The sequence below is a fragment of the Mesorhizobium sp. B263B2A genome (genome assembly GCF_020165775.1).
Lineage (GTDB): Bacteria > Pseudomonadota > Alphaproteobacteria > Rhizobiales > Rhizobiaceae > Mesorhizobium > Mesorhizobium opportunistum.
The window spans coordinates 24,042-45,210 of the sequence record NZ_JAIUIU010000001.1; the positions used below are offsets into that span (position 1 = coordinate 24,042).

Below are 21,169 nucleotides of genomic sequence, written 5' to 3' on the forward strand. Positions count from 1 at the left end.
CTAAAGCGTTTGCCGCAGACGATGGCAAGACAGCCCCGCACACAAGTTGACTTTAATCAATCGATTGATTAAAGTTGGGCTATGATCAAATCGCCCGACGCCAAGAATGCACGCCGCGACACGCCCCCGGCGGAGTTGACGCGGGCCGCGCTCGTCCGCGCCGCGCTGAAACTGTTCGGACGGCAGGGCTTCGACGGCACCTCGACCCGCGAGATCGCGGCGGAGGCGCGAGCCAATATCGGTTCGATCGCCTACCATTTCGGCGGCAAGGAAGGCCTTCGCGCCGCCGCCGCCGACTTCATCGTCGAGACCATCCAGACCGTCGCCGGCCAGGCGCTGGGCAACAGCCAGGCGGCGGCTCCAACCGATCCCGAGGCGGCGAGGGCGCAGCTCTTCGCGGCGCTGGAGCGGATGGTCGGCTTCATCGTGGCGCAGCCGGAGGCCGGCGAGATCGTGCAGTTCGTGCTGCGCGAGCTGTCGCATCCCACGGCTGCGCTCGACCGCATCTATGATGGCGTGTTCGAGCCGACGCATCGCCGGCTGTGCCTGATCTGGGAGCAGGCGACCGGCGAGCCGGCCGAAAGCGAACGGACCCGGCTCACCGTGTTCACGCTGATCGGCCAGGTCATCTATTTCCGCATCGGCCGCGAGGCGGTGATGCGCCGCATGGGCTGGCATGACATCGGCAGCGCCGAGGCGGCAAAGGTCGTGGCGGTCACGGCCGACAATCTCAGCGCCATACTGGCCGCCAGGAAGAAGCAGAAATGAAGGGGCAAAGACCATGAGTTTTCTATGTTCGCTGCCGCTCGCCGTGCAGCTTTTCGGTGCCTGCGCCCCGGCGCCGCCGCTGACCGTCGGCTATGTCGAAGGCGACTATGTGCTGCTGGCGCCGATCGAGGTGGCGCAGGTCGAGACCGTCACGGTCAAGCGCGGCGACCGCGTCACGTCAGGCGCGACGGTGGTGACGCTGGAAAGCGCCGATGCCAAGATCGCGGTGGCGCAGGCGCGGGCGAGCCTGGCGCAGGCGCAGGCACAGCTTGCCGACCTTCAGGTCGGCAAGCGGCCGGAAGAAATCGCCGCGCTCAAGGCCCAGGTCGACATGGCCAAGGCGCAGGCCGACGACGCCAAGCGCAAATACGACCGCGCCGCCGACCTGTTCAAGCGCGGTACCGGCACGCAGGCCGACTACGACACCGCTTCGGCGACGCTGGAGACCGCCAACGCGCAGGTTGGCCAGGCTGAGGCCAATCTCGCCGTCGGCGGCTTGCCGGCGCGCGCCGAGACGATCAAGGCCGCCGACAATCAGGTTAAGCAAGCGCAGGCCGCGCTCGACCAGGCCGAGTGGCGGTTGTCCAAGCGCATATTGGCGGCGCCCTCGCCCGGCCGCGTCAACGACGTCATCCGCAATCCCGGCGACACGGCGGGTCCGACCGCGCCCGTGATTTCGGTGCTGCCCGACGGCGCGGTGAAGCTCAGCGTCTATATACCGGAGGCCGCCTTCTCCTCGGTCAAGGTCGGCAGCCTGCTCAGCGTGCATTGCGACGGCTGCGGTGCGGACGTCAAGGCGCGCGTCAGCTACGTTTCGCCCGATCCCGAATTCACCCCGCCGGTGATCTATTCGCTGGAGAACCGGCAGAAGCTGGTCTACCTCGTCGAGGCGCGGCCGGAGGGCGACGCGGGTCCGCTGCAGCCCGGCCAGATCGTCGATGTCGATCTTGCGGAAACGGCAAAATGAATGTCATCGACGTTCATGGCCTGGTCAAGCGCTTCGGCGACAAGACCGTCGTCGACCACGTGACGATGTCGGTCGCCGAAGGCGAGATCGTCGGCTTCCTCGGTCCCAACGGGTCGGGCAAGACCACCACCATCCGCATCATGTGCGGTCTGCTGACGCCGGACGAGGGCGAAGGCACGGTGCTGGGTTTCAACATCCGCACCGACTCGCTCAGGATCAAACGCGAAGTCGGCTACATGACGCAGAAATTCTCGTTCTACGAGGATTTGACGATCGGCGAGAATCTCGAATTCGTGGCGCGGCTCTACCGGCTGAAGCCGGTCGAGGAGCATGTCGCCAGGACGCTGGAAGAGCTCGGCCTCACCACGCGCCGCAACCAGCTGGCCGGCACCTTGTCGGGCGGCTGGAAGCAGCGTCTGGCGCTGGCCGCCTGCATCATGCACAAGCCGAAACTGCTGCTGCTCGACGAGCCGACGGCCGGCGTCGATCCGAAGGCGCGGCGCGAATTCTGGGACGAGATCCACCGCCTCGCCAGCGGCGGGCTGACCGTGCTGGTCTCCACCCACTACATGGACGAGGCCGAGCGCTGTCACCGCATCAGCTACATCTCCTACGGCAAGATGCTGGCCACCGGCACCGTGGCCGAGGTGGTCAGGAATGCCGGGCTGACCACCTTCGTGCTGCAGGGTCCGCGGCTCGATCAGGTGGCTGAAGCGCTGCAAGGCCGCCCTGGGGTCGACCAGGTGGCGCCGTTCGGCGCCACGCTGCATGTCGTCGGCTCCGACCGGAAGAAGCTCGAAGCAGCACTTGCCGATGTCGAGAAAGAGTACAAGGGCGTGACGGTGGCGCCGGGTGAAACCAGCCTGGAGGATGTCTTCATCCAGTTCATGTCGGGGTCGAAGGACAACATGGCATGAACGGCATCTTCTCCTTCGCCAGGCTCGGCGCGCTGCTGATCAAGGAATTCATCCAGATGCGGCGCGACCGCATCACCTTCGCCATGATGCTGGGCGTGCCGCTGATACAGCTCGTGCTGTTCGGCTACGCCATCAACAACGATCCGAAGAGCCTGCCTGCCGCACTGGTGGCGACCAGCAGCGACCCCTACACGCGCGCCATCGTCGCGGCGCTGCAGACCACCGGTTATTACCGCTTCGACCATGTCGCGCAAAGCGCCGAGGGGGCCGAGTTCCTGATGGCGCGCGGCGACGTCGCCTTCGTCGTCACCATACCGGCCGACTTCGCCAAGCGGGTCGAGCGCGGCGACAACCCGCAGATCCTGATCGAGGCCGACGCCACCGATCCTGCCGTCGCCAGCGGCGCCATCTCCACGCTCGGCACCGTCGCCAGCCAGGCCCTGCTCAGGGCCCAGGACATGCAGGAAGCCGCCGCCGAGGCCGCCAGGGGACAGCTCGATGTCGTGGTGCACCGGCGCTACAATCCCGAAGGCATCTCGCAATACAACATCGTGCCCGGCCTGCTCGGCGTCATCCTGCAGATGACCATGGTGATGATGACCTCGATCGCGCTGACGCGCGAGACCGAGCGCGGCACGATGGAAAACCTGCTCGCCATGCCGTCGAGCCCGCTCGAGATCATGATGGGCAAGGTGCTGCCCTATCTGGCGGTCGGCGCCGTGCAAGTGGTGGTGGTGCTGGCGGCGGCGAAGCTTCTGTTCGCCATCCCCTTCACCGGGTCGATGTCGCTGCTTTTGTCGGCGGTGCTGGTGTTCGTGCTGTCGCTGGTGCTGCTCGGCTATACGATCTCGACCATCGCGCGCACGCAGATGCAGGCCCTGCAGCTCACCTTCTTCTTCTTCCTGCCGTCGATCATGCTGTCCGGCTTCATGTTCCCCTATCGCGGCATGCCGGATTGGGCGCAGACCTTCGGCGAGATCTTCCCGCTGACGCATTTCCTGCGCATCACCCGCGCGGTGATGCTGAAGGGCGCCGAACTGCCGGCCGTGGCAACCGAGATTGGCTGGCTGGTGGTGTTTGTCGTGCTGTTTGCCGGCGTCGCACTGGTGCGATTCAGGCGCACGCTGGATTGAGCGTTTTGCGGTGCGGAACCTTTTCATGTCGGCGGGACAGCACCCCCCTCTGGCCTGCCGGCCATCTCCCCCGCAAGGAGGGAGATCGGCAGCTTTGGCGCTCCGCCTCTCTGGTGAACTTTGGAGATTAGCGAAAGCCGGGGTGACACCTGATCTCCCCCCTTGCGGGGGAGATGTCCGGTAGGACAGAGGGGGGTGCTCAAGCGCGACGCCTCCGCTTGGAGCGCCGCCACCCTACGCCGCCGCCATGATCCCGGCATACGTCCCGAAATCGACATTGCCGCCGGACAACACCACGGCAACATTTTTGCCTGACAGCTCAATCTCGCCCGACGACAGCGCCGCCAGCGCGACGCAGCCGCCGGGTTCGACCACCAGCTTGAGATAGGCCATGGCGTCGCGCATCGCCTGCGCCGCCGCCTGGTCCGAGACGGCGATGGCTCCAGTGAGGTTCCGGCGGTTGATCTCGAAGGTGATCACGCCGGGCTCGGCGGTCAGCAGCGCGTCGCAGATGGAATCATGGCCCGGCTCGTTCGAGACCCTGGCGCCTGCCGCGAGCGAGCGGCGCGTGTCGTCGAAATGCTCGGGCTCGACCGCCCAGACGGCGGTGCCGGGCGAAGCATCCTTGACGGCAACGGAGATGCCGCTCGACAGGCCGCCGCCGCCGCAGGGAACGATCACCGCGTCGAGGCCGACGCCAAGCGCTCTCGCCTGGCGCATCAGTTCGAGGCCGATCGTACCCTGGCCGGCGATGATGGCCGGATCGTCGAAGGGCGGCACCAGCACCATGCCCTTCTCGATGTAAGGGCGGATCACGGCCATGCGGTCGTCGCGAAAACGGTCGAAAGGCACCACCTCCGCGCCCATCTTGCGGACATTGCCGACCTTCATCGCCGGCGCGTCGGCGGGCATGGCGATGACCGCCTTGACACCGAACATGGCGGCCGAGGCGGCGACGCCTTGCGCATGGTTGCCCGAGGAGAAGGCCACGACGCCCCGGCCGCGTTCCGCCTCGCTCAGCGACGACAGCTTGTTGTAGGCGCCGCGGAACTTGAACGAGCCGGTGCGCTGCAGCGTCTCCGGCTTGAACAGGATGCGCGCGCCGAAGCGCTTGTTGAACTCGGCCGATTCGATCAATGGCGTTTCGACGATCAGGCCGGAGAGCCGGGCCGCGGCGGCGTGGATGTCGGCGATGCCGGGAGGGGTTGTCATGGCGGATCCTGCGAGATGTGGCCCGTCATGGTGCACGCAAAGGCCCGCGCGACGCCAACGAAAAGATGTAACCGCTACAAAATTTGGCGATTATGACGAGGTACAAAATGTCGCCAGCGTTGCGGCCCGGCACACCCCCCTCTGTCCTGCCGGACATCTCCCCCGCAAGGGGGGAGATTGGCAGTTTAGAGGCCGCCGCTTCCTTGCGGCGTGTGAGATTGGCGAAGGCAAAGATGAAGTCTGATCTCCCTCCTTGCGGGGGAGATGGCCGGCAGGCCAGAGGGGGGTGCTGGCCCGCCGACATATCTGATTGTCTTCCAATCGCAGAGCATGCAGCCGGAGTCCCGCTGCCTGCGGCGAACCGGGTTCTCACCCCAACAGCGTCCGCTGCCTCTTGGTCCCGCCCAGCTTGCGCCAGTTGTTGAAGCGGTGGGTGGCGGCGGCGAAGGAGATCTTCATCTGCTGGGCGACCGAATAGCGCGACTTGCCCTCGTCGAACATGCGGTAGCAGCACTCGACGCCTTCCTCGGTCAGCTTGCCGTCCGGGGCTTTGTTGTGCGGATTGGCGGGGTCGAACTTCTCGACCTGCTGCTCGACCAGGCCCTTCAGGCGCTGCAGGTCGGCCTCGATGCTGGCAATGAGATCGAGAACGGGCTTTGGGTCGAAATGCTCTGCGTGCGGCTTCGTCATGCGTTGATCCTCATCCTTGTCTTGGATTCGACTATATAGGTTAACCTTTGCCAATAATGAAGGGTTCGCTCCGGCGCCGGCTTCAACAATTCTTGAGCCGTGAGCAAGCGCGCGATTGACCCGGGGTCCGTCAAACCCTAGTTTAGAACAATTCTAAACTAGGGTGATTTGCTCATGCTTTCCCGCGTTTTCGGCTTCGGCCGCCGCCCCTTCGAATCGCTGTCCGAACAGGAGATCCTGGCGCTGGCCATTTCATCCGAGGAAGATGACGGGCGCATCTACCGGGCCTATGCAGACGGGTTGGCGGATAGGTATCCGCAATCGGCGAAGATGTTCGAGGAGATGGCGCATGAGGAGGACGGCCATCGCGATGCGCTGATCGAGCTCCATCGCAAGCGTTTCGGCGAGCGCATTCCGCTGATCCGGCGCGAGCATGTGAAAGGCTATTACGAGCGCAAGCCCGACTGGCTTGTCCGGCCGCTCGGGATCGAAAATGTGCGCAGCCAGGCCGAGGTGATGGAGCGGCAAGCCTACCTGTTTTATGTCGAGGCGGCAAAGCGCACCACCGACGCTTCGACGCGCAAACTGCTCGACCATCTGGCGGCGGTCGAGCAAGGCCACGAGACGCTGGCTCAGCAATTGGAGCAGAAGCACGTGCCTGGCGAGGTGAAGGACGAAGAAGCGGCGGCCGAGCAGCGCCAATTCATCCTCACCTATGTGCAGCCGGGCCTTGCCGGCCTGATGGACGGCTCTGTGTCGACGCTGGCGCCGATCTTCGCCGCGGCTTTTGCCACGCATGACACCTGGCAGACCTTCCTGGTCGGACTTGCGGCCTCGATCGGCGCTGGCATCTCCATGGGTTTCACCGAAGTCGCCTCCGACGACGGCAAGCTCTCGGGACGCGGCTCACCGATAAAGCGCGGCGTCACGACCGGCGTCATGACGGCCGCAGGCGGCCTCGGCCACGCGCTGCCCTATCTCATCCCACATTTCTGGACCGCGACCGGCGTTGCCGCCGTGGTGGTGTTCTTCGAGCTATGGGCCATCGCTTTCGTCCAGAACCGCTACATGCAGACGCCCTTCCTGCGCGCCGCCTTCCAGGTGGTGCTGGGCGGCGCGCTGGTGTTCGCCGCGGGCGTGCTGATCGGGAATGCCTGAGCGACTTTCTCCCTTCACCCACAAGGGGGAAGGAAGAACCGCGCCTCTCCCTCACCCATTGACCGCCCGGCTATCGACCGGCGCCTCGTCCCTTTCCGTCAGCCCATAGTCCCGCACCACATGCGCGATGCGCAGCCGATAGCCGGCAAAGATGCCGCCTCGGCCAGCCTTCTGGGCCTGCCGGTGTTCTTCCGTATTGCGCCAGGCCTTGACCGCTTCCTCGTCGCGCCAGAACGACAGCGACAGGATGCGGTCGGGGTCGGCCAAACTCTGGAAGCGCTCGATCGAGATGAACCCATCGATGCCATCGAGCAGCGGACGCAGCTTGGCGGCGATGCCGAGATAGGCATCGCGTTTGCCCTTCGCCGGCTCGACCTCGAAGATGACCGCGATCACGGCAACACCTTTTCCCTTGGCATGATCCTGGTCTGAAAAGTCTGCAACTTTTCAGGATCAAGCCTTGGCGCGTGCGGGCCGGATGCCAGTTTCAGGAACATGCGGTCCTCCTTGAGGATGAATCGTTCACGCTTGGCGAACGCGTAGTTTGCCTTGCCGGCGGGATCGGCCGCAAGCCGGGCGCGATAGGCTTCGTAGGCCGCCAGGCTGTCGATATTGTACGCGGCGTACGCCGTCGTGGCCGAGCCCTCATGCGGCGCGAAATAGCCGATCAGGTCGGCGCCGCAGCGTGGAATGGCCTGGCCCCAGTTGCGGGCATATTCCTCGAAGGCAGCCTTGCCGAATGGGTCGATCTCATAGCGGATGAAGCAGGTGATGGTCATAATCGTCTCCTCGGATCGTTGCATCAATGGTTCGAGCGCGGTCGAAATGTCGCGCGCCTGTGTGTGCTAGGCAGTTTCGTGTCAGGAGCCGTCGTGGTGTGCTTCGTCGCCTCCTTGAGCCGATCGGAGAATAATGCTTATCTGACAAGAATGCTTCGACGAGGAACGAACTATGCGTGAAGGACCCGACATCGCCCGCATCGCCAGCCTGGTCGGCGATCCGGCCCGCGCCAACATGCTGAACGCGCTGATGGGCGGCACCGCGTTGACGGCGAGCGAACTGGCGCTGGAAGCCGGTGTCTCGCTGCCGACCGCTTCCTCGCATCTGTCGAAACTGATGGAGGGCGGCCTGCTGACCCTGGCCAGCCAAGGCCGCCATCGCTATTACGGCCTCGCCGGGCCGCAGGTGGCAGGCATGATCGAAGCCATTACCGGGGTCGCCGAAGCCGTCGGCCCGAAGCGCGTGCGGCCGGGCCCGCGCGACGGCGCCATGCGCGTGGCCCGCGTCTGCTACGATCACCTCGCCGGCGAGCAGGCCGTGGCGATGCTCGACCGACTGGTCGAAAAAGACATCCTGATCCGCGACGATAAGGAAATCAGGCTCGGGCCTTCGGCCGCATCGCATTTCGCGGCAATAGGCATCGATGTCGGCGCCAAGCCACGCCGCCCGGTCTGCCGCGCCTGCCTCGACTGGAGCGTGCGCCGTTCCCACCTCGCCGGCACGCTGGGTGCCGCGATCCTCGACAAGATCCTTGCCGAGAAGTGGGCCCGACGCGAGAAGGACAGCCGCGCGGTGGTGTTTTCGCCGCCGGGCAAGCAGGCGTTCGAGAAGGTGTTTTTGAGCTGATGGCTCAGCGGCGCTACTCCGGCAGTCGTTGGCGGGACAGCACCCCCCTCTGGCCTGCCGGCCATCTCCCCCGCAAGGAGGGAGATTAGGCGCTCCTCCACTTTCGCCAATCTCCAACGTTGCAGGAATGAGCGACACTTCGAGACAGCCGATCTCCCCCCTTGCGGGGGAGATGTCCGGCAGGACAGAGGGGGGTGTGACGGAACGCTACGTCAGCCATTCTGCTGATGTTGCACTTGCATCGGAAGGTCTCGGCTTCGTCTCGGACCTATCCCCGCTTCAACACCTTCGCCACCTTGAAAAATTCCTTCCACGGGTCGGCTTCCTTCAACTGCTTCGCCGTCGTCTTGTCGCCGATCGGGAAGGCGTTGGGCGCCAGTCCGGCCTCGATTTCGGCCCAGGTCACCGGCATCGACACGGTGGCGCCCTTCTTGGCGCGCGAGGAATAGGGCGCGACTGTTGTGGCGCCCCTGCCATTGCGCAGATAGTCGACGAAGATTTTCCCGGTGCGCGCCTTTTTCGACAGTGTCGCCGTATAACGGTCGGGGGCGGCCTGCTCGAGCGCCCTGGCGAAATCATGGGCGAAATTCTTGACCTCGTCCCAGTCCGCCGAGGGCTTCAGCGGCACCAGCACATGATAGCCCTTGCCGCCCGATGTCTTGACGAAGTTCGGCAGCGACAGCTCGTCGAGCTTGCCCCTGATGTCGAGAGCCGCCTCGCGCACCTTCTTCACGTCGACACCTTCGTCGGGATCGAGATCGAAGATGATCTGGTCGGGCTTTTCGATCTCGTCGACGGTAGAGCCCCAGATATGAACTTCGACGACGCCGTACTGGACCAACGCGGCGATGCCGTCGAAATCCCGGATGAACAGGATCTCCTCGCCGTCCGTCGGGTCCTTCATCCGGGCTATCTTGTCGCTCATCCCGGCCGAGGCGTGCTTCTGGAAGAAGCGCTGGCCGCCGACGCCATCGGGCGCCCGCACCAGGCTGAGCGGCCGGTTGATCACGAAGCGCTCCATGCGCGGCCAAACCTGCGCGTAGTGATCAAGCAGGCCCTGCTTGGAGATTTTTTCGTCGGGCCACAGCAGCTTGTCGGGATGGGAGAGTTTTACCGTGGTTGTCATCGCCCCGGCAGGTTTGCCAGCGCCGCTTGGCGCGGATTTCGTCTTGGCTGAGCTCTTGCCTCCTGGTTCCTTGCCCCCTGATGTCTTGCCCCCTGGTTCCTTGGGTGTCGCCGCCCTGGGCTTTTCCTGCACGACTTCCTCCGCCGGCTTGTCCTCGCGCAGCCCCTGGAACGAGGCATGGCGTATTATACGGTCCGATGTCCAGCTGCGGAACTCCACTTCGCCGACAAGCTCGGGTTTGACCCAGACCAGCCCCTTGCCCTTGGGCACGGCTGCGTCGAACGGCGAGGTATTCGCCTTCAGCTCGTCGAGTTTCTTCTTCAGATCGTTGGCACCCCTGGTGGAGAAGCCGGTGCCGACGCGGCCGGCATAGTGCAGGCTGCCGCCGTCGTAATAACCGACCAGCAGCGAGCGCAGCCCGCGCCCGGTCTTGTCCGACGGCAAATAGCCGCCGATGACGAATTCCTGCCGCGCCGTGCATTTCGACTTCACCCAGCTAGGGCCGCGCCCGCTGCGATAGGGCGCATCGGCGCGTTTGGAGACGACGCCCTCCAGCCCCATGCGGCAGGCATGTTCCAGCATGATCTTGCCGGGCTCGGTGAAATGGTCGGAAAAACGCACCGCTGCGTTCTCGGATGGCTTGCCGAGCAGTTCCTGCAGGGCCTGCTTGCGCTCGACCAGCGGCTCGCGGCGCAAATCCTTGCCGTCGAGGCGCATCAGGTCGAAGACATAGTAGATGAAGCGGTTTGTCCGTTTCGCCGACAGATCCTGCTGCAGCAATGCGAAGGACGAGACGCCGCTGTCGGCCAGCACGACGACCTCGCCGTCGAGGATGGCGTCGCTGCACTTCAGGCGAGCGAGTTCGGCAACGATCTCGCCACCGAATTTCTCCGTCCAGTCGAGGCCGGCGCGGGTCAAGAGCCGCACCTCCGTGCCGGCGATCTGTGCCTGCATGCGATAGCCGTCGAACTTCACCTCGTGCAGCCAGTCCTCGCCCGACGGAGCCTCCCGTTCCAGCGTGGCAAGCTGCGGTTCGACAAAGTCGAGTTTCCGGCCCGCGGCCTTCGCCTTGCTGGCGGCCGGCCTGTTGGAATGCCAGACTTTCGGTTTCTCGCCCCTGGCGGCCTTGCCCGCGCCCACCTCCTCGATCGTCAGGCCCGACTTCACCGATTGTGGTGCCTCTTCGAGGATATCCTCGCCCGGACGCGCCGCCGCATCGTCCGACTTGATCAGCAGCCAGTTGTCGCGCTTCTCCCCTGGGCGCGGCCTCAGCCGCACCAGATGCCATGAGCCATGCAACTTGTGGCCCTTGAGCTCGAAGTTGATATGGCCCTTCTTCATCGCCTTGGCCGGGTCGGTCTCGGGAACCCATGTCCCCTCGTCCCAGACGATGACGGAGCCGCCGCCATATTCACCCTTGGGAATGGTGCCTTCGAACCCGGCATAGTCGATCGGGTGGTCCTCGACATGAACGGCGAGCCGCTTTTCATGCGGGTCGAGGCTCGGGCCGCGCGTCACCGCCCAGCTCCACAGCACGCCGTCATGCTCGAGGCGGAAGTCGTAGTGCAGTCTGGTCGCGGCATGCTTCTGGATGACGAAGAGACCGCCACCAACCTCGCCCTTCTTGCCGCGCGCGACCTTGCCGGCCGGTTCGGACGTCTTCTTGAAGTCGCGCTTGGAATGATACTGTTCGAGTCCGGCCATTGTTTTCTGGTTCTCAAGCTTCCCTGGTCCTCAGGCCGATTTGCGTTTGGGCGCGGCCGTTTTCGGCTTGGCGCGTTTGGCTGCCGGCCTGGGTTTCGCCGACGAAGACGCTTTCGATGACCCGGAGTCCGACAGGCTCTTTTTCAACGCGTCGAACAGGTTGATGACATTGGAAGGTTTTGGCGCGGCCTTTGCCTTCGGCGCCTTGTGGCCGGCCTTCTTGGCGCGGATCAGCTCGAGCAGCGCGTCCTCGTATTTGTCGTCGAATTTCGACGGGTCGAACTTCGTCTTCTTCTTGTCGATGATGAGTTCGGCAAGATCGGTCATCTCCTGGTCGGTCTTCACCGCCTCGATCTCGCCGAACACGGTATCAGGCTGGCGCACCGTGTTGTCATACCGCAGCGTGGTCAGCACCATGCCTTTGCCGAGCGGCTCGATAACCACGGGCCGTTCGCGTCGATAGAGCACGATGCGCGCCAGCCCGGCCATCTTCTTGCCCGCCATGGCGTTGCGAATGACGGCAAACGCTTCTTCCGACACCTTGTCGCCCGGCGTGACATAATAGGGCGTATCGAGATAGACCTGCTGGATCGAGGCCTTGTCGACGAAACCGTCGAGGCTCATCGTGTGCGAGGATTCGATCTGCACCGCCTCGATCTCGTCTTCCTCGATATGGATGAAATCGCCGTCGTCGAGTTCATAGCCCTTGATCTCGTCATCGTCGCCAAGCGGCTCGCCGGTCTCGGCGTCGACATAAATGCGCTTCACCGTATTGCCGGTCTTGCGGTTGAGGATGCGGAAAGACACCCTTTCGGTGTGGGTGACGACATTGGTCAGTTCGACGGCGCAGGTGACCAGCGACAGCTTCAGATAGCCCCTCCAGGCAGGACGCGGCGCCATGACAACTCCCTTCAGGAACGCGATGAAGGTGAGAACGGATGGCGCGCGCTCCAGTTCCTTGCCAGTTTCCTGATCGCTTGATGTTCGAGCACCTTGAAGTCAGGCCCGCATCGAAGCGTCCAGAACGGAAATTTCACAGGCGCGGCAGAAATTGAAACAGAACCGCGCGCGGGCGACATTCAAACGAAACATATGTGATGCAAAAGTCACACTGGGCGAAATGGCGACAAAAGGCACCGAAACACCCCGAATCAGCCGCATTCCGGCCACGAAGCGACGGGTTTTCGACCAGAAATTAACATCACGTTCACCGACTATTCACGCCTCGATGCTATCATTCTCGCAATTCGGAAGGGACATCCGAAAATCGGGACAGGGACAGGGTAAATGAACTTCCTCACGCACCTCATCGGCTATGCTGCCGCCATCCGCGAATTCGTCGCGCCGACCTATCGGCCCGAGCGCTACTACATGCGCGGTCCCGGTCCGGCTTGCGCCCGTCGCGGCACGTCGCTGGGCGCGCACTGACCATGATGTTCGAGAGCCGCCACAACAGCCGCATCTGCAGGCCCGGTGCCAACGCGCGTGCCACCACCTATCGCGCCGAGCGTCCCGTTCTGGGTGACCGGGTCCTCGGTGACGGGCGGCGTGCGGCATCGCCACGTCTTTAACCCCGCCTGCGGCTGGCTTAGTGTCCTGGGACACGAGCAGCCGAGGCCCGCGTGACCGACCTTCCCCAATCAAATCTGCCCCAATCAAGTCCCTCTGAGCCGTCAGGTACAAGCCACACGCTGATCGTCTTCGATGGCGTCTGCGTACTCTGCTCCGGCTTCGTGCGCATGGTGGTCAAGCTGGACCGCAAAAGTCGCTTCCGCTTCGCCACAGCCCAGTCGCCTTTCGGCGAAGCGCTGTTCAGGAAGCACGGGCTGCGCACCGACGCTTACGAAACCAATCTCGTCCTTGTCGACGGTGCCGCCTTCACGCGGCTCGACAGTTTTGTCGCCGTCATGGCGGAACTCGGCTGGCCGTGGCGTGCGGCCAAGGCGCTGTTGCTGCTGCCGCGCCCGCTGCGCGACTGGCTTTACGAGCGTGTCGCCAAGAATCGCTATGCTCTGTTCGGCAGGAAGGACAGCTGCGACATTCCGTCGGCCGAACTGCGCGGGCGGTTCCTTGGCTAGATGGCGATCTCGCCGCGCAAGTGGCGTTGGTGCGCTATCGCGGCTGGCTCGTGCCATCCGACCCGCATGGCTCCAGCGCGATGGAGCCGCCGGCCTCCTTGCCGAGTTCCCGGCAGCGCTGAACCGTGCATAGTGTCCAGCCGCCGCCGGTTGCGCCGGAGGCGGCGAGAGAGACGTGACGCTGCGGCCCAACCTTCGGGACATAGACCCACCAGCCGTCTTTCAGCACCGCGCCCTCCGGCGGTTCCATGCCGGCGCCCGAACCCTTGATGCGCGCCTCGACCACTTGCAGCCCGGACGGCGTCACCTTCCAGTCCTCCTCCCATCGCGTCCGTTCCACCGAATGCGTCCAGGACAGCGTGAAGGCGGCGACCGCCAGCGTCACCGTCTTGCCGGCGGCAAGGATGCAAAGGCTCATGCGCTGCTATTTCTTTGCTTGAGCATGATCTCTTCCGAAAACCGGACCCCACTTTTCGGGATCATGCTCTGGCCCGCCGTGCCCGCCAGCAGTGCCAGCCGATCCAGGCAAGCGACAGCGCCCAGCCGGTTTCGTCCGTAAGCGGCACAGCCGCGACTAGAAGCACGCCGGCGGCGAAGGCGACAAGCCGTTCCCACCACGCCATGCGCGTGGCGAGGAAGCCGACGGCGGCCGCGCCCCACAGCACGATGCCCATGCACGCCTTGACGACGATATAGGCGACCTCGATGGGATAGCCGAACTGGGCGGCGATCGGCCCGGCGTCCTGCAGCATAAGCGCCGGCGTGTAGACAGCCATGAACGGCACCACGAAGCCGGCGATGGCGAGCTTGGTCGCCTGGATGCCGATCTTGAGGCCGCTCTCCTTGGCCATCGGTGCCGCCGCGAAGGCGGCCAGCGCCACCGGCGGCGTCAAATCGGCCATGATGCCGAAATAGAAGACGAACATGTGGCTGACCACCAGCGGCACGCCGAGCGACAGCAGCGCCGGGCCGGCCAGCGACGAGGTGATGATATAGTTGGGGATGGTCGGGATGCCCATGCCCAGCACCAGGCAGGTCAGCATCGTCAGCACCAGCGACAGGAACAGGTTGTTCTCGCCGATCGAGATGATCCAGCCGATGAAGGTCGAGGCGATGCCGGTCAGTGTCAGCGTGCCGATGACGATGCCGACGATGGCGCAGGCAATGCCCACCGGCAGTGCGTTTTTCGCCCCTTCGGCAAGCGAATCGACGCAGATCCGCAGCGTCTCGCGCCCACCCTTGAATGTGGCGCAGGCGATGATCAGGGCGGCGATGACCAGGCCCAGCACGTTGACGCCGAACTTCATGAACGAGGCGGCGGCAAGCCCGAGCACCAGCCAGAAGACGATGCGGAAGGCGAGCGGCCCGATCGCCGCCGCCAATGGCGTGCCGAGGATGAGCACGATGGTCAGCGCCAGGCCCATCGTGCCGGCAAAGACCGGCGTGTAGCCGGCGAACAACAGATAGATCAGCGCGGCCAGCGGCAGCACCAGTGGCCAGTGCTGCCGCACCGCGTCCCACGGGTTGGGCAGGTCCGCCTTGGCCATGCCGCGCAGGCCGGCCTTGCCGGCCTCCAGATGCACCTGCCAGAAGCAGGCGCCGAAATAGAGCAGCGCCGGGATGATCGCCGCCTTGACCACGTCGGCATAGGGAATGTTCAGCGTCTCGGCCATGATGAAGGCAACCGCGCCCATCACCGGCGGCATGATCTGGCCGCCCATCGAAGAGGTCGCCTCGACCGCGCCGGCAAAGGCCGGGCGGAAGCCGAACCGCTTCATCAGCGGAATGGTGAATTGGCCGCTCGCCACCACATTGGCGACGCCGGAGCCGGAAATCGTGCCCATCAGCGCCGACGACAAAACGCAGACCTGCGCCGGGCCGCCGCGCCAAGAACCGACCAGGCCAAGCGCGAAATCGTTGAACAGCGCGATCATGCCGGCGCGTTCGAGAAAGGCGGCAAAGACCACGAAGATGAAGATATAGGCCGCCGAAACGTAGATCGGCGTGCCGTAGATGCCTTCCGTGCCGTAGGCGAAGGTGTCGACGATCTGGGCGAAGTCGTAGCCGCGATGGATGAAGGGCGCCGGCAAATGGTTGCCGAAGAAACAATAAGCAAGGAAGATGAAGGCGATTGTTGCGAGCGGCAGTCCCATCAGCCGCCTGGCCGCCTCGAAGACCAGCACCACCAGCACCGCGCCGACAATCAGGTCCGGCGTGGTCAGGAAGCCGGAGCGCCGGATGAGGTCGGTATAGAACACCCAGTTGTAGAGGCCGGTGCCGAAGCCGAGCGCGCCGAGCGTCCAGAACATTGTTTTGGCGGCCATGCTTTTGGCGCGCAGATTGGCGATCAGGGCAAAGCCGAGCAGCAGCAGGAAGCCGACATGCATGGCCCGCACCACCTGACTCGGAAGGCTGCCATAGGCGGCGATGTAGATCTGGAAGACGGAAAAGGCGACGGCGATGACAAAGGCCGCCTTGCCGGCGATGCCGTCGCCGAACCCCGGCGGCAGGCCTTCGACTTGTTCTTCGGCGACAGGAAGGTGGAAAGTACTGGCGGATTTGCTGTCGGCTGGTTCGCTCATCCGACGCACTCCCAAGCAAGCGAACTGCAGCGCGAGGCGCCCCCCTCTGCCCTGCCGGGCATCTCCCCCTCGAGGGGGGAGATCGGCGGCATCGATGTCGGCGGAGGTTTTGCAAGGTTTGGCGAAGAACATAACAACGGCCAATCTCCCCCCTTGAGGGGGAGATGCCCGGCAGGGCAGAGGGGGGCGCTTAGCGAAGACATCTCAGATAAGCCGAGCGAACCTGCTACTTCACCAGCCCCTTCTCCTTGTAATACCGCTCCGCGCCCGGATGCAGCGGCACCGGCATGCCGTCGAGCGCCTTGGCCGGATCGATGCCCTTGGCGGCGGCGTGCGCGGCGGCAAGCTGGTCGAGATGATCGAACATCTGCTTGGTCATCTGGTAGGCGGTCTCGTCGGAGACGTCGGCGCGGGTGATGAGGAAATTGCCGACGGCGGCGGTGGCGACGTCCTCGCTCTGGCCTTCATAAGTGCCCTTGGGAATGACCACCGACAGATAGGGCGCGCCGATCTTGGCGACGTCCTCGGCCGGCACGGCAACGACGTTGATCGGCACCGAGGTGGCGAGGTCGCGGATCGAGGCGACGCCGAGTCCCGCCGACTGCAGCGTGGCGTCGAGCTGGCGGTTCTTGATCAGTTCGACGGATTCGGCGAAGGGCAAATATTCGACCCGGCCGAGATCCTCGTATTTCAACCCGGCGGCGGCGAAGATGGCGCGCGCGTTGAGTTCGGTGCCGGAGGCCGGCGCGCCGACCGACAGGCTTTTCCCCTTGAGGTCGGCAAGCGTCTTGATGCCGGACTCCTGGCTGGCGACGATCTGGATGTAGTTGGGATAGATGGCGGCGATGCCGCGCAATTTGTCGAGCTTGCCGGGGAAACCGGCCTCGGCATTGCCTTCGGCGGCGAGCTTGACGGAATCGCCGAGGGCAAACGCGATCTCGCCCTTGCCCTGCTGCAGCAGGTTGAGGTTCTCGACCGAGGCCTTCGTCGCCTGCACCTGCGTGCGCGCGCCCTCGATGCCCTTGCTGTAGATTTCCGACAGCGCCACGCCGAGCGGGTAGTAGACGCCCGACGTGCCGCCGGTCAGCACATTGATGAATTCCTGTGCCTTGGCCGCGGCAATGCCGAGGCCAAGCGACAGCGCCATGGCGCCGGCCGCAACGAACTTCGTCCTGAAATGGAACATCCGGGTCTCCTCCCTGAAAATATCGACCGCACCACCTCCTCGGTGCGAACCGGGCCAAGTTTAGACAGCGAGCCGCAAATGCCAACCCGCAATTCTACCCATTAGACGAACGGTTGAGTGGATGCGTGACACCTTCCGGCTTGCACTAGGCGCGGCCACGGCCGAAAGATTTTCACGGCACCTGTCGAAATCGGCCGACACCGCACGACATACGTCTGGCCCCGCAAGACGCGGCCTTCCAAACCACGGGAGAAAACCCATGCGATACATGCTTTTGATCAACAATGACGAAGCCGCGCTGGCGAACACGCCGGTCGAGAAGGCCCAACAGATGAGCGCGGCCTATGCCGCCTACACCGAAGCGTTGAAGAAGTCCGGTGCGTGGCTGGCCGGCGAAAGGTTGCGTCCGACCCAGGCAACCACCTCGGTGCGGATCGCCGACGGCAAGACCAACGTCATCGACGGCCCCTATGCCGACACCAAGGAGCAGCTTGCCGGCTTCTACATGATCGAGGCGGCCGACATCGATACCGCCATCGAATGGGCGGCGCGCTGTCCGGCGGCCAGCACCGGCACGGTCGAGTTGCGGCCGATCTGGGAAATGGCCGACTACATGCCCAAGAAATGACGATGTGCCGGGAAATAGCGATGTGATGGACAGTCGTCCGGAGATCGTCCGGGCGGCCGCCGAGGCCGCCGCCCGGCAAAGCTATGGCAAGCTGGTCGCCTGGCTGTCGGCGCGCACGCGCGACGTAGCCGCCGCCGAGGACGCGCTGGCCGATGCCTTTGCCGCGGCGCTCGAACGCTGGCCGCGCACCGGCGTGCCCGACAAGCCGGAAGCCTGGCTGCTGGCGGTGGCGCGCCGGCGGCGTGTCGATGCGGTGCGGCGGCGGCTGACCAGCGAAGCCGGCCGCGAGCATCTCAGGCTGATCGCCGAGGAAGCGGAGGCGCGCATGACCGACGAAGACTTGCCCAACGAAGACATGCCCGACGAACGCTTGCGGCTGATGTTCGCCTGCGCCCATCCGGCGATCGAATCGAGCGTGCGTGCGCCGCTGATCCTCCAGACCATTCTGGGTTTCGATGCCGCGGCCATCGCCTCTGCCTTCCTGGTCTCGCCGGCGACGATGGGCCAGCGCCTGGTTCGTGCCAAGACCCGTATCCGCGAAACCGGCATTCCGTTCCGCGTTCCGGAGCGGGCCGAACTCGGCGAGCGGCTGGACGCGGTGCTGGAAGCCATCTACGCCGCCTTTGCCGAAGGCTGGTCGGACCCGGCCGGCACCGAAACACAACGCCGCAACCTGGCGACCGAAGGCATCTGGCTCGGCCGGCTGGTGGCCTCGCTGATGCCGGATGAGCCGGAGGCGCTGGGTCTGCTTGCGCTGATGCTGTTTGCCGAGGCCCGCCGGGCTGCCCGGCGCGATGACGAAGGCGACTTCGTGCCGTTGGCGCAACAGGATTGCGAGCTGTGGGACCGTGCCCTCATCAATGAGGCGGAGGCGCTGCTGTCCCGCGCCGCGCAGAGTGGCGTCATCGGCCGTTACCAGCTCGAGGCCGCAGTCCAGTCGGCGCACGCGGCGCGACGGCTGACCGGTCGCACCGACTGGGTGGCGATCCGCGAGCTCTATGACGCGCTGTTTTCGATCGCCGGATCGCCCGTCGTGGCGATCAACCGTGCGGTGGCGATCGCCGAGGCCGAGGGCGCCGTGGCGGGACTGGCGGCCCTTTACGTGCTGGGTGACGACAAGCGGCTTGACGACTATCAGCCTTATTGGGCCGCGCGCGCCGGGCTTCTGGCCAGGCTCGGGCAAGTGCCGCAGGCGAGCGAAGCCTATGATCGAGCGATCGGCCTCGAGCGCGACCCGGCGGTACGACGCTTCCTGCAAGGCAAACGGGCAGCGCTGCGAAATTGACCTTCAGCCCGGCCACATCTCGTGCGAGGTGTTGAGCGTCTTCATCAGCGGATGGCCGCGCAGTCGCGCCCATAAGCGTTCGATGTTCGGCCATGCCATCCGCGCGCTCTCGATGTCTGGATGCCAGGCCACCAGCATGATGAGATAGATGTCGGCCAGCGACAGGCCGTCGCCGACCAGCCAGTCACGGCCTTTGAGCGCGTTGTCGAGAACGGCGAAGCCACGATCCATCTCGGCGACCGCGGCCTGCTTGACGGCCTTCGTGCCGTCGGCATCGGACGTGTAGCGAGGCGCGTAGTAGAAACGCAGCACCGCCGGATAGAGCACCGAAGACATGAAGGCCATCCAGCGCAGGAAATCGACGCGAGCCGGCGCGCCGATCGCCGGCGCCAGGCCGGCCTCGGGATGGCGCTCGGCCAGCAGGATGCAGATCGCCGCCGATTCGGTCATCGACCGCCCGTCCGGCAAGATCAGCACCGGCACCTGGTTCAGCGGGCTGATGTCGAGAAAGGCGGGATCCGGCCGGTCGGTCTTCGGCACGTCGATCTGCTCGAACGGAGCGTTCGCCAGCGCCAGCGCCGCCTCGACGACGAAGCCGCCGCTGCCGGGACGTGTGTAGAGCTTGTACATTGGATTCTCCCCCGGCCCGAAAGAAGACGGACCGGGGGCGATATGAACCGGAAGCAGGGTGGGGCTCAAGCGGGTGGCGGTCGCCACGGCTGGTTTTTTCAGCGGGCCAGGATTGCTATGCAACCTTGAAAATTGGCGAAAGCAGTGAGGCGCGTAATCTCCCCCTCGAGGGGGAGATGTCGCCGAAGGCGACAGAGGGGGTCGCCTCACATAGAGCGCCAACTTTCATCTCTCGCAAGGAGATCGCATCCGGTCGAACCGACCCCCTCTGGCCTGCCGGCCATCTTCCCCTCAAGGGGGGAGATTATGCTTTTCGAACGCGGCGCGAACGGCTGTGAAACTACGCCCCGAGACCTTCAAACAGGATCGTCGACAGATAGCGTTCGGCGAAGTCGGGGATGACCACGACCAGGGTCTTGTCCTTGTTTTCCGGCCGCGAGCCGACGACGATTGCCGCCTGCAAGGCGGCACCCGAAGAAATGCCGACCGGCACGCCCTCGAGGCGGGCGACAAGACGGGCATTGGCGACGGAGTCCTCGTTCGAGACCTTGACGATCTCGTCATAGATCGTGGTGTCGAGGATTTTCGGCGCGAAGCCGGCGCCGATGCCCTGGATCTTGTGCGGGCCGGGCTGGCCGCCCGACAGCACCGGCGATGCCTCCGGCTCGACGGCGACGACATGCAGCGAGGGCTTGTGCTTTTTCAGCACCTGGCCGACGCCGGTGATCGTGCCGCCGGTGCCGATGCCGGCGACGAAGATGTCGACCTCGCCATGCGTGTCGTTCCAGATCTCCTCGGCCGTCGTCTTGCGGTGGATCTCCGGGTTGGCCGGGTTTTCGAACTGCTGCGGGATGATCGCGTTGGGGATGGTCGCGGCCAGCTCGTCGGCCTTGGCGATGGCGCCCTTCATGCCTTTCGGGCCCTCGGTCAGCACCAGTTCGGCACCGAGCAGCGCAAGCATCTTGCGGCGCTCGACCGACATCGTCTCCGGCATGGTCAGGATCAGCTTGTAGCCCTTGGCGGCGGCGGCGAAGGCGAGCGCGATGCCGGTGTTGCCCGAGGTCGGTTCGATCAGCGTGGTCTTGCCGGGAGAAATCTTGCCGGCCGCCTCCAGCGCCTCGATCATCGCCACGCCGATGCGGTCCTTGACCGAAGCGATCGGGTTGAAGAATTCGAGCTTGGCGACGAGCTTGGCTACGATGCCCTTCTCCTTGGCGAATTTGTCGAGCCGCACCAGGGGCGTGTCGCCGATCGTGTCGGTGATGGAATTGTAGATGCGGCCGCGGCCGGGGGCGCGGGCGGAGGTGACGGGCTTGTTCATTGGTTTCGCTCCCAGGAGTCAGGCAAGTAATTTCAGGCAATTGGCGGCAAAGGGCCTTCGGTCGCGCAAGATAGACCGTCAGCGAAGAATATCCGAGTGGGGCGCATCTCTAAAGCGCCTGCGTCTCGGAAAAGCGTTTTCCGAAAAGGCCGATATCT

The 21,169-nt window shown here is 64.7% G+C and carries 21 protein-coding genes; 10 read left to right on the plus strand and 11 right to left on the minus strand.

Going from position 1 to position 21,169, the window contains the following annotated elements; genetic code table 11:
- Positions 1-81: 81 nt before the first annotated feature.
- From LB568_RS00120 to LB568_RS00135, 4 genes are read left to right on the plus strand one after another with little or no spacing between them, the layout of a single operon-like run.
- Positions 82-768 (plus strand): CerR family C-terminal domain-containing protein, encoded by a 687-nt coding sequence (locus tag LB568_RS00120; protein ID WP_013892059.1) that lies wholly within the window; start codon positions 82-84, stop codon positions 766-768.
- Between the two features lie 13 nt (positions 769-781).
- Positions 782-1,735: an HlyD family secretion protein gene (locus LB568_RS00125; RefSeq protein WP_224728679.1), complete on the plus strand. Its 954-nt coding sequence runs from the start codon at positions 782-784 to the stop codon at positions 1,733-1,735.
- A complete protein-coding gene (locus LB568_RS00130; RefSeq protein ID WP_013892057.1) occupies positions 1,732-2,652 on the plus strand; it encodes an ABC transporter ATP-binding protein in 921 nt (306 codons plus the stop codon). The genes LB568_RS00125 and LB568_RS00130 overlap by 4 nt, the downstream gene beginning before the upstream one ends.
- Positions 2,649-3,785, plus strand: coding sequence for an ABC transporter permease (locus LB568_RS00135; RefSeq protein WP_224728680.1), 1,137 nt, complete (start codon positions 2,649-2,651; stop codon positions 3,783-3,785). The genes LB568_RS00130 and LB568_RS00135 overlap by 4 nt, the downstream gene beginning before the upstream one ends.
- Before the next feature lie 234 nt (positions 3,786-4,019).
- Here the strand turns inward: LB568_RS00135 and LB568_RS00140 are convergent, their stop codons facing one another.
- Both LB568_RS00140 and LB568_RS00145 read right to left on the minus strand, forming a co-directional pair.
- Positions 4,020-4,997, minus strand: a complete 978-nt coding sequence (locus tag LB568_RS00140) for a threonine/serine dehydratase (protein WP_224728681.1) — start codon at positions 4,995-4,997, stop codon at positions 4,020-4,022.
- A 369-nt stretch (positions 4,998-5,366) separates the two neighbouring features.
- Entirely contained in the window at positions 5,367-5,687 is a 321-nt protein-coding gene (locus LB568_RS00145) for a hypothetical protein (protein ID WP_013892054.1), read from the minus strand.
- A gap of 174 nt (positions 5,688-5,861) precedes the next feature.
- On the opposite strand from LB568_RS00145, the gene mbfA reads away from it, so the two are divergent.
- Positions 5,862-6,845 (plus strand): iron exporter MbfA, encoded by a 984-nt coding sequence (gene mbfA, locus LB568_RS00150; protein WP_013892053.1) that lies wholly within the window; start codon positions 5,862-5,864, stop codon positions 6,843-6,845.
- Between the two features lie 51 nt (positions 6,846-6,896).
- Here the strand turns inward: mbfA and LB568_RS00155 are convergent, their stop codons facing one another.
- Together LB568_RS00155 and LB568_RS00160 are read right to left on the minus strand one after the other, a co-directional pair.
- Positions 6,897-7,241: an antibiotic biosynthesis monooxygenase family protein gene (locus LB568_RS00155; protein ID WP_224728682.1), complete on the minus strand. Its 345-nt coding sequence runs from the start codon at positions 7,239-7,241 to the stop codon at positions 6,897-6,899.
- Positions 7,238-7,624, minus strand: coding sequence for an NIPSNAP family protein (locus LB568_RS00160; protein ID WP_224728683.1), 387 nt, complete (start codon positions 7,622-7,624; stop codon positions 7,238-7,240). Before LB568_RS00160 ends, LB568_RS00155 begins: the two co-directional genes overlap by 4 nt.
- A 172-nt stretch (positions 7,625-7,796) precedes the next feature.
- Between LB568_RS00160 and LB568_RS00165 the strand changes: the two genes are divergently transcribed.
- Positions 7,797-8,471, plus strand: a complete 675-nt coding sequence (locus LB568_RS00165) for an ArsR/SmtB family transcription factor (protein WP_224728684.1) — start codon at positions 7,797-7,799, stop codon at positions 8,469-8,471.
- 268 nt (positions 8,472-8,739) lie between these two features.
- Here LB568_RS00165 and ligD read toward each other — a convergent pair whose 3' ends face one another.
- Entirely contained in the window at positions 8,740-11,301 is a 2,562-nt protein-coding gene (gene ligD / locus LB568_RS00170; protein WP_224728685.1) for a DNA ligase D, read from the minus strand.
- A 30-nt stretch (positions 11,302-11,331) separates the two neighbouring features.
- Complete coding sequence (locus tag LB568_RS00175) at positions 11,332-12,201, minus strand: Ku protein (protein WP_224728686.1); 870 nt, start codon at positions 12,199-12,201, stop codon at positions 11,332-11,334.
- 387 nt (positions 12,202-12,588) lie between these two features.
- Between LB568_RS00175 and LB568_RS00180 the strand changes: the two genes are divergently transcribed.
- Together LB568_RS00180 and LB568_RS00185 are read left to right on the plus strand one after the other, a co-directional pair.
- Positions 12,589-12,729: a hypothetical protein gene (locus tag LB568_RS00180; protein WP_013892047.1), complete on the plus strand. Its 141-nt coding sequence runs from the start codon at positions 12,589-12,591 to the stop codon at positions 12,727-12,729.
- 194 nt (positions 12,730-12,923) lie between these two features.
- On the plus strand, positions 12,924-13,379 hold the full coding sequence (locus tag LB568_RS00185) for a thiol-disulfide oxidoreductase DCC family protein (protein ID WP_224728687.1): 456 nt from the start codon (positions 12,924-12,926) through the stop codon (positions 13,377-13,379).
- A gap of 34 nt (positions 13,380-13,413) precedes the next feature.
- Here the strand turns inward: LB568_RS00185 and LB568_RS00190 are convergent, their stop codons facing one another.
- From LB568_RS00190 to LB568_RS00200, 3 genes are all read right to left on the minus strand, one after another.
- Complete coding sequence (locus LB568_RS00190) at positions 13,414-13,797, minus strand: DUF1850 domain-containing protein (RefSeq protein WP_224728688.1); 384 nt, start codon at positions 13,795-13,797, stop codon at positions 13,414-13,416.
- A gap of 61 nt (positions 13,798-13,858) precedes the next feature.
- On the minus strand, positions 13,859-15,961 hold the full coding sequence (locus LB568_RS00195) for a TRAP transporter permease (RefSeq protein ID WP_224728689.1): 2,103 nt from the start codon (positions 15,959-15,961) through the stop codon (positions 13,859-13,861).
- Between the two features lie 226 nt (positions 15,962-16,187).
- Positions 16,188-17,147, minus strand: a complete 960-nt coding sequence (locus tag LB568_RS00200) for a TAXI family TRAP transporter solute-binding subunit (protein ID WP_013892043.1) — start codon at positions 17,145-17,147, stop codon at positions 16,188-16,190.
- A gap of 259 nt (positions 17,148-17,406) precedes the next feature.
- Between LB568_RS00200 and LB568_RS00205 the strand changes: the two genes are divergently transcribed.
- Positions 17,407-17,775, plus strand: a complete 369-nt coding sequence (locus LB568_RS00205; RefSeq protein ID WP_013892042.1) for a YciI family protein — start codon at positions 17,407-17,409, stop codon at positions 17,773-17,775.
- A gap of 25 nt (positions 17,776-17,800) precedes the next feature.
- Positions 17,801-19,060 carry an RNA polymerase sigma factor gene (locus tag LB568_RS00210; protein WP_224728690.1) on the plus strand — a complete coding sequence of 420 codons (1,260 nt, stop codon included), beginning with the start codon at positions 17,801-17,803 and terminating at the stop codon, positions 19,058-19,060.
- Positions 19,061-19,063: 3 nt separating this feature from the next.
- Here the strand turns inward: LB568_RS00210 and LB568_RS00215 are convergent, their stop codons facing one another.
- Together LB568_RS00215 and cysK are read right to left on the minus strand one after the other, a co-directional pair.
- The gene (locus LB568_RS00215; RefSeq protein ID WP_013892040.1) at positions 19,064-19,690 is read right to left on the minus strand and encodes a glutathione S-transferase family protein; all 627 of its coding nucleotides are present in this window, start codon (positions 19,688-19,690) and stop codon (positions 19,064-19,066) included.
- Between the two features lie 340 nt (positions 19,691-20,030).
- On the minus strand, positions 20,031-21,011 hold the full coding sequence (gene cysK / locus LB568_RS00220) for a cysteine synthase A (protein ID WP_013892039.1): 981 nt from the start codon (positions 21,009-21,011) through the stop codon (positions 20,031-20,033).
- Positions 21,012-21,169 lie beyond the last annotated feature (158 nt).

Coding starts and splice junctions, on each gene's coding strand:
- LB568_RS00120 (WP_013892059.1), top strand. CDS start 82: ATGATCAAATCGCCCGACGCCAAGAATGCACGCCGCGACACGCCCCCG.
- LB568_RS00125 (WP_224728679.1), top strand. CDS start 782: ATGAGTTTTCTATGTTCGCTGCCGCTCGCCGTGCAGCTTTTCGGTGCC.
- LB568_RS00130 (WP_013892057.1), top strand. CDS start 1,732: ATGAATGTCATCGACGTTCATGGCCTGGTCAAGCGCTTCGGCGACAAG.
- LB568_RS00135 (WP_224728680.1), top strand. CDS start 2,649: ATGAACGGCATCTTCTCCTTCGCCAGGCTCGGCGCGCTGCTGATCAAG.
- LB568_RS00140 (WP_224728681.1), bottom strand. CDS start 4,997: ATGACAACCCCTCCCGGCATCGCCGACATCCACGCCGCCGCGGCCCGG.
- LB568_RS00145 (WP_013892054.1), bottom strand. CDS start 5,687: ATGACGAAGCCGCACGCAGAGCATTTCGACCCAAAGCCCGTTCTCGAT.
- mbfA (WP_013892053.1), top strand. CDS start 5,862: ATGCTTTCCCGCGTTTTCGGCTTCGGCCGCCGCCCCTTCGAATCGCTG.
- LB568_RS00160 (WP_224728683.1), bottom strand. CDS start 7,624: ATGACCATCACCTGCTTCATCCGCTATGAGATCGACCCATTCGGCAAG.
- LB568_RS00165 (WP_224728684.1), top strand. CDS start 7,797: ATGCGTGAAGGACCCGACATCGCCCGCATCGCCAGCCTGGTCGGCGAT.
- ligD (WP_224728685.1), bottom strand. CDS start 11,301: ATGGCCGGACTCGAACAGTATCATTCCAAGCGCGACTTCAAGAAGACG.
- LB568_RS00175 (WP_224728686.1), bottom strand. CDS start 12,201: ATGGCGCCGCGTCCTGCCTGGAGGGGCTATCTGAAGCTGTCGCTGGTC.
- LB568_RS00180 (WP_013892047.1), top strand. CDS start 12,589: ATGAACTTCCTCACGCACCTCATCGGCTATGCTGCCGCCATCCGCGAA.
- LB568_RS00190 (WP_224728688.1), bottom strand. CDS start 13,797: ATGAGCCTTTGCATCCTTGCCGCCGGCAAGACGGTGACGCTGGCGGTC.
- LB568_RS00195 (WP_224728689.1), bottom strand. CDS start 15,961: ATGAGCGAACCAGCCGACAGCAAATCCGCCAGTACTTTCCACCTTCCT.
- LB568_RS00200 (WP_013892043.1), bottom strand. CDS start 17,147: ATGTTCCATTTCAGGACGAAGTTCGTTGCGGCCGGCGCCATGGCGCTG.
- LB568_RS00205 (WP_013892042.1), top strand. CDS start 17,407: ATGCGATACATGCTTTTGATCAACAATGACGAAGCCGCGCTGGCGAAC.
- LB568_RS00210 (WP_224728690.1), top strand. CDS start 17,801: ATGGACAGTCGTCCGGAGATCGTCCGGGCGGCCGCCGAGGCCGCCGCC.
- LB568_RS00215 (WP_013892040.1), bottom strand. CDS start 19,690: ATGTACAAGCTCTACACACGTCCCGGCAGCGGCGGCTTCGTCGTCGAG.
- cysK (WP_013892039.1), bottom strand. CDS start 21,011: ATGAACAAGCCCGTCACCTCCGCCCGCGCCCCCGGCCGCGGCCGCATC.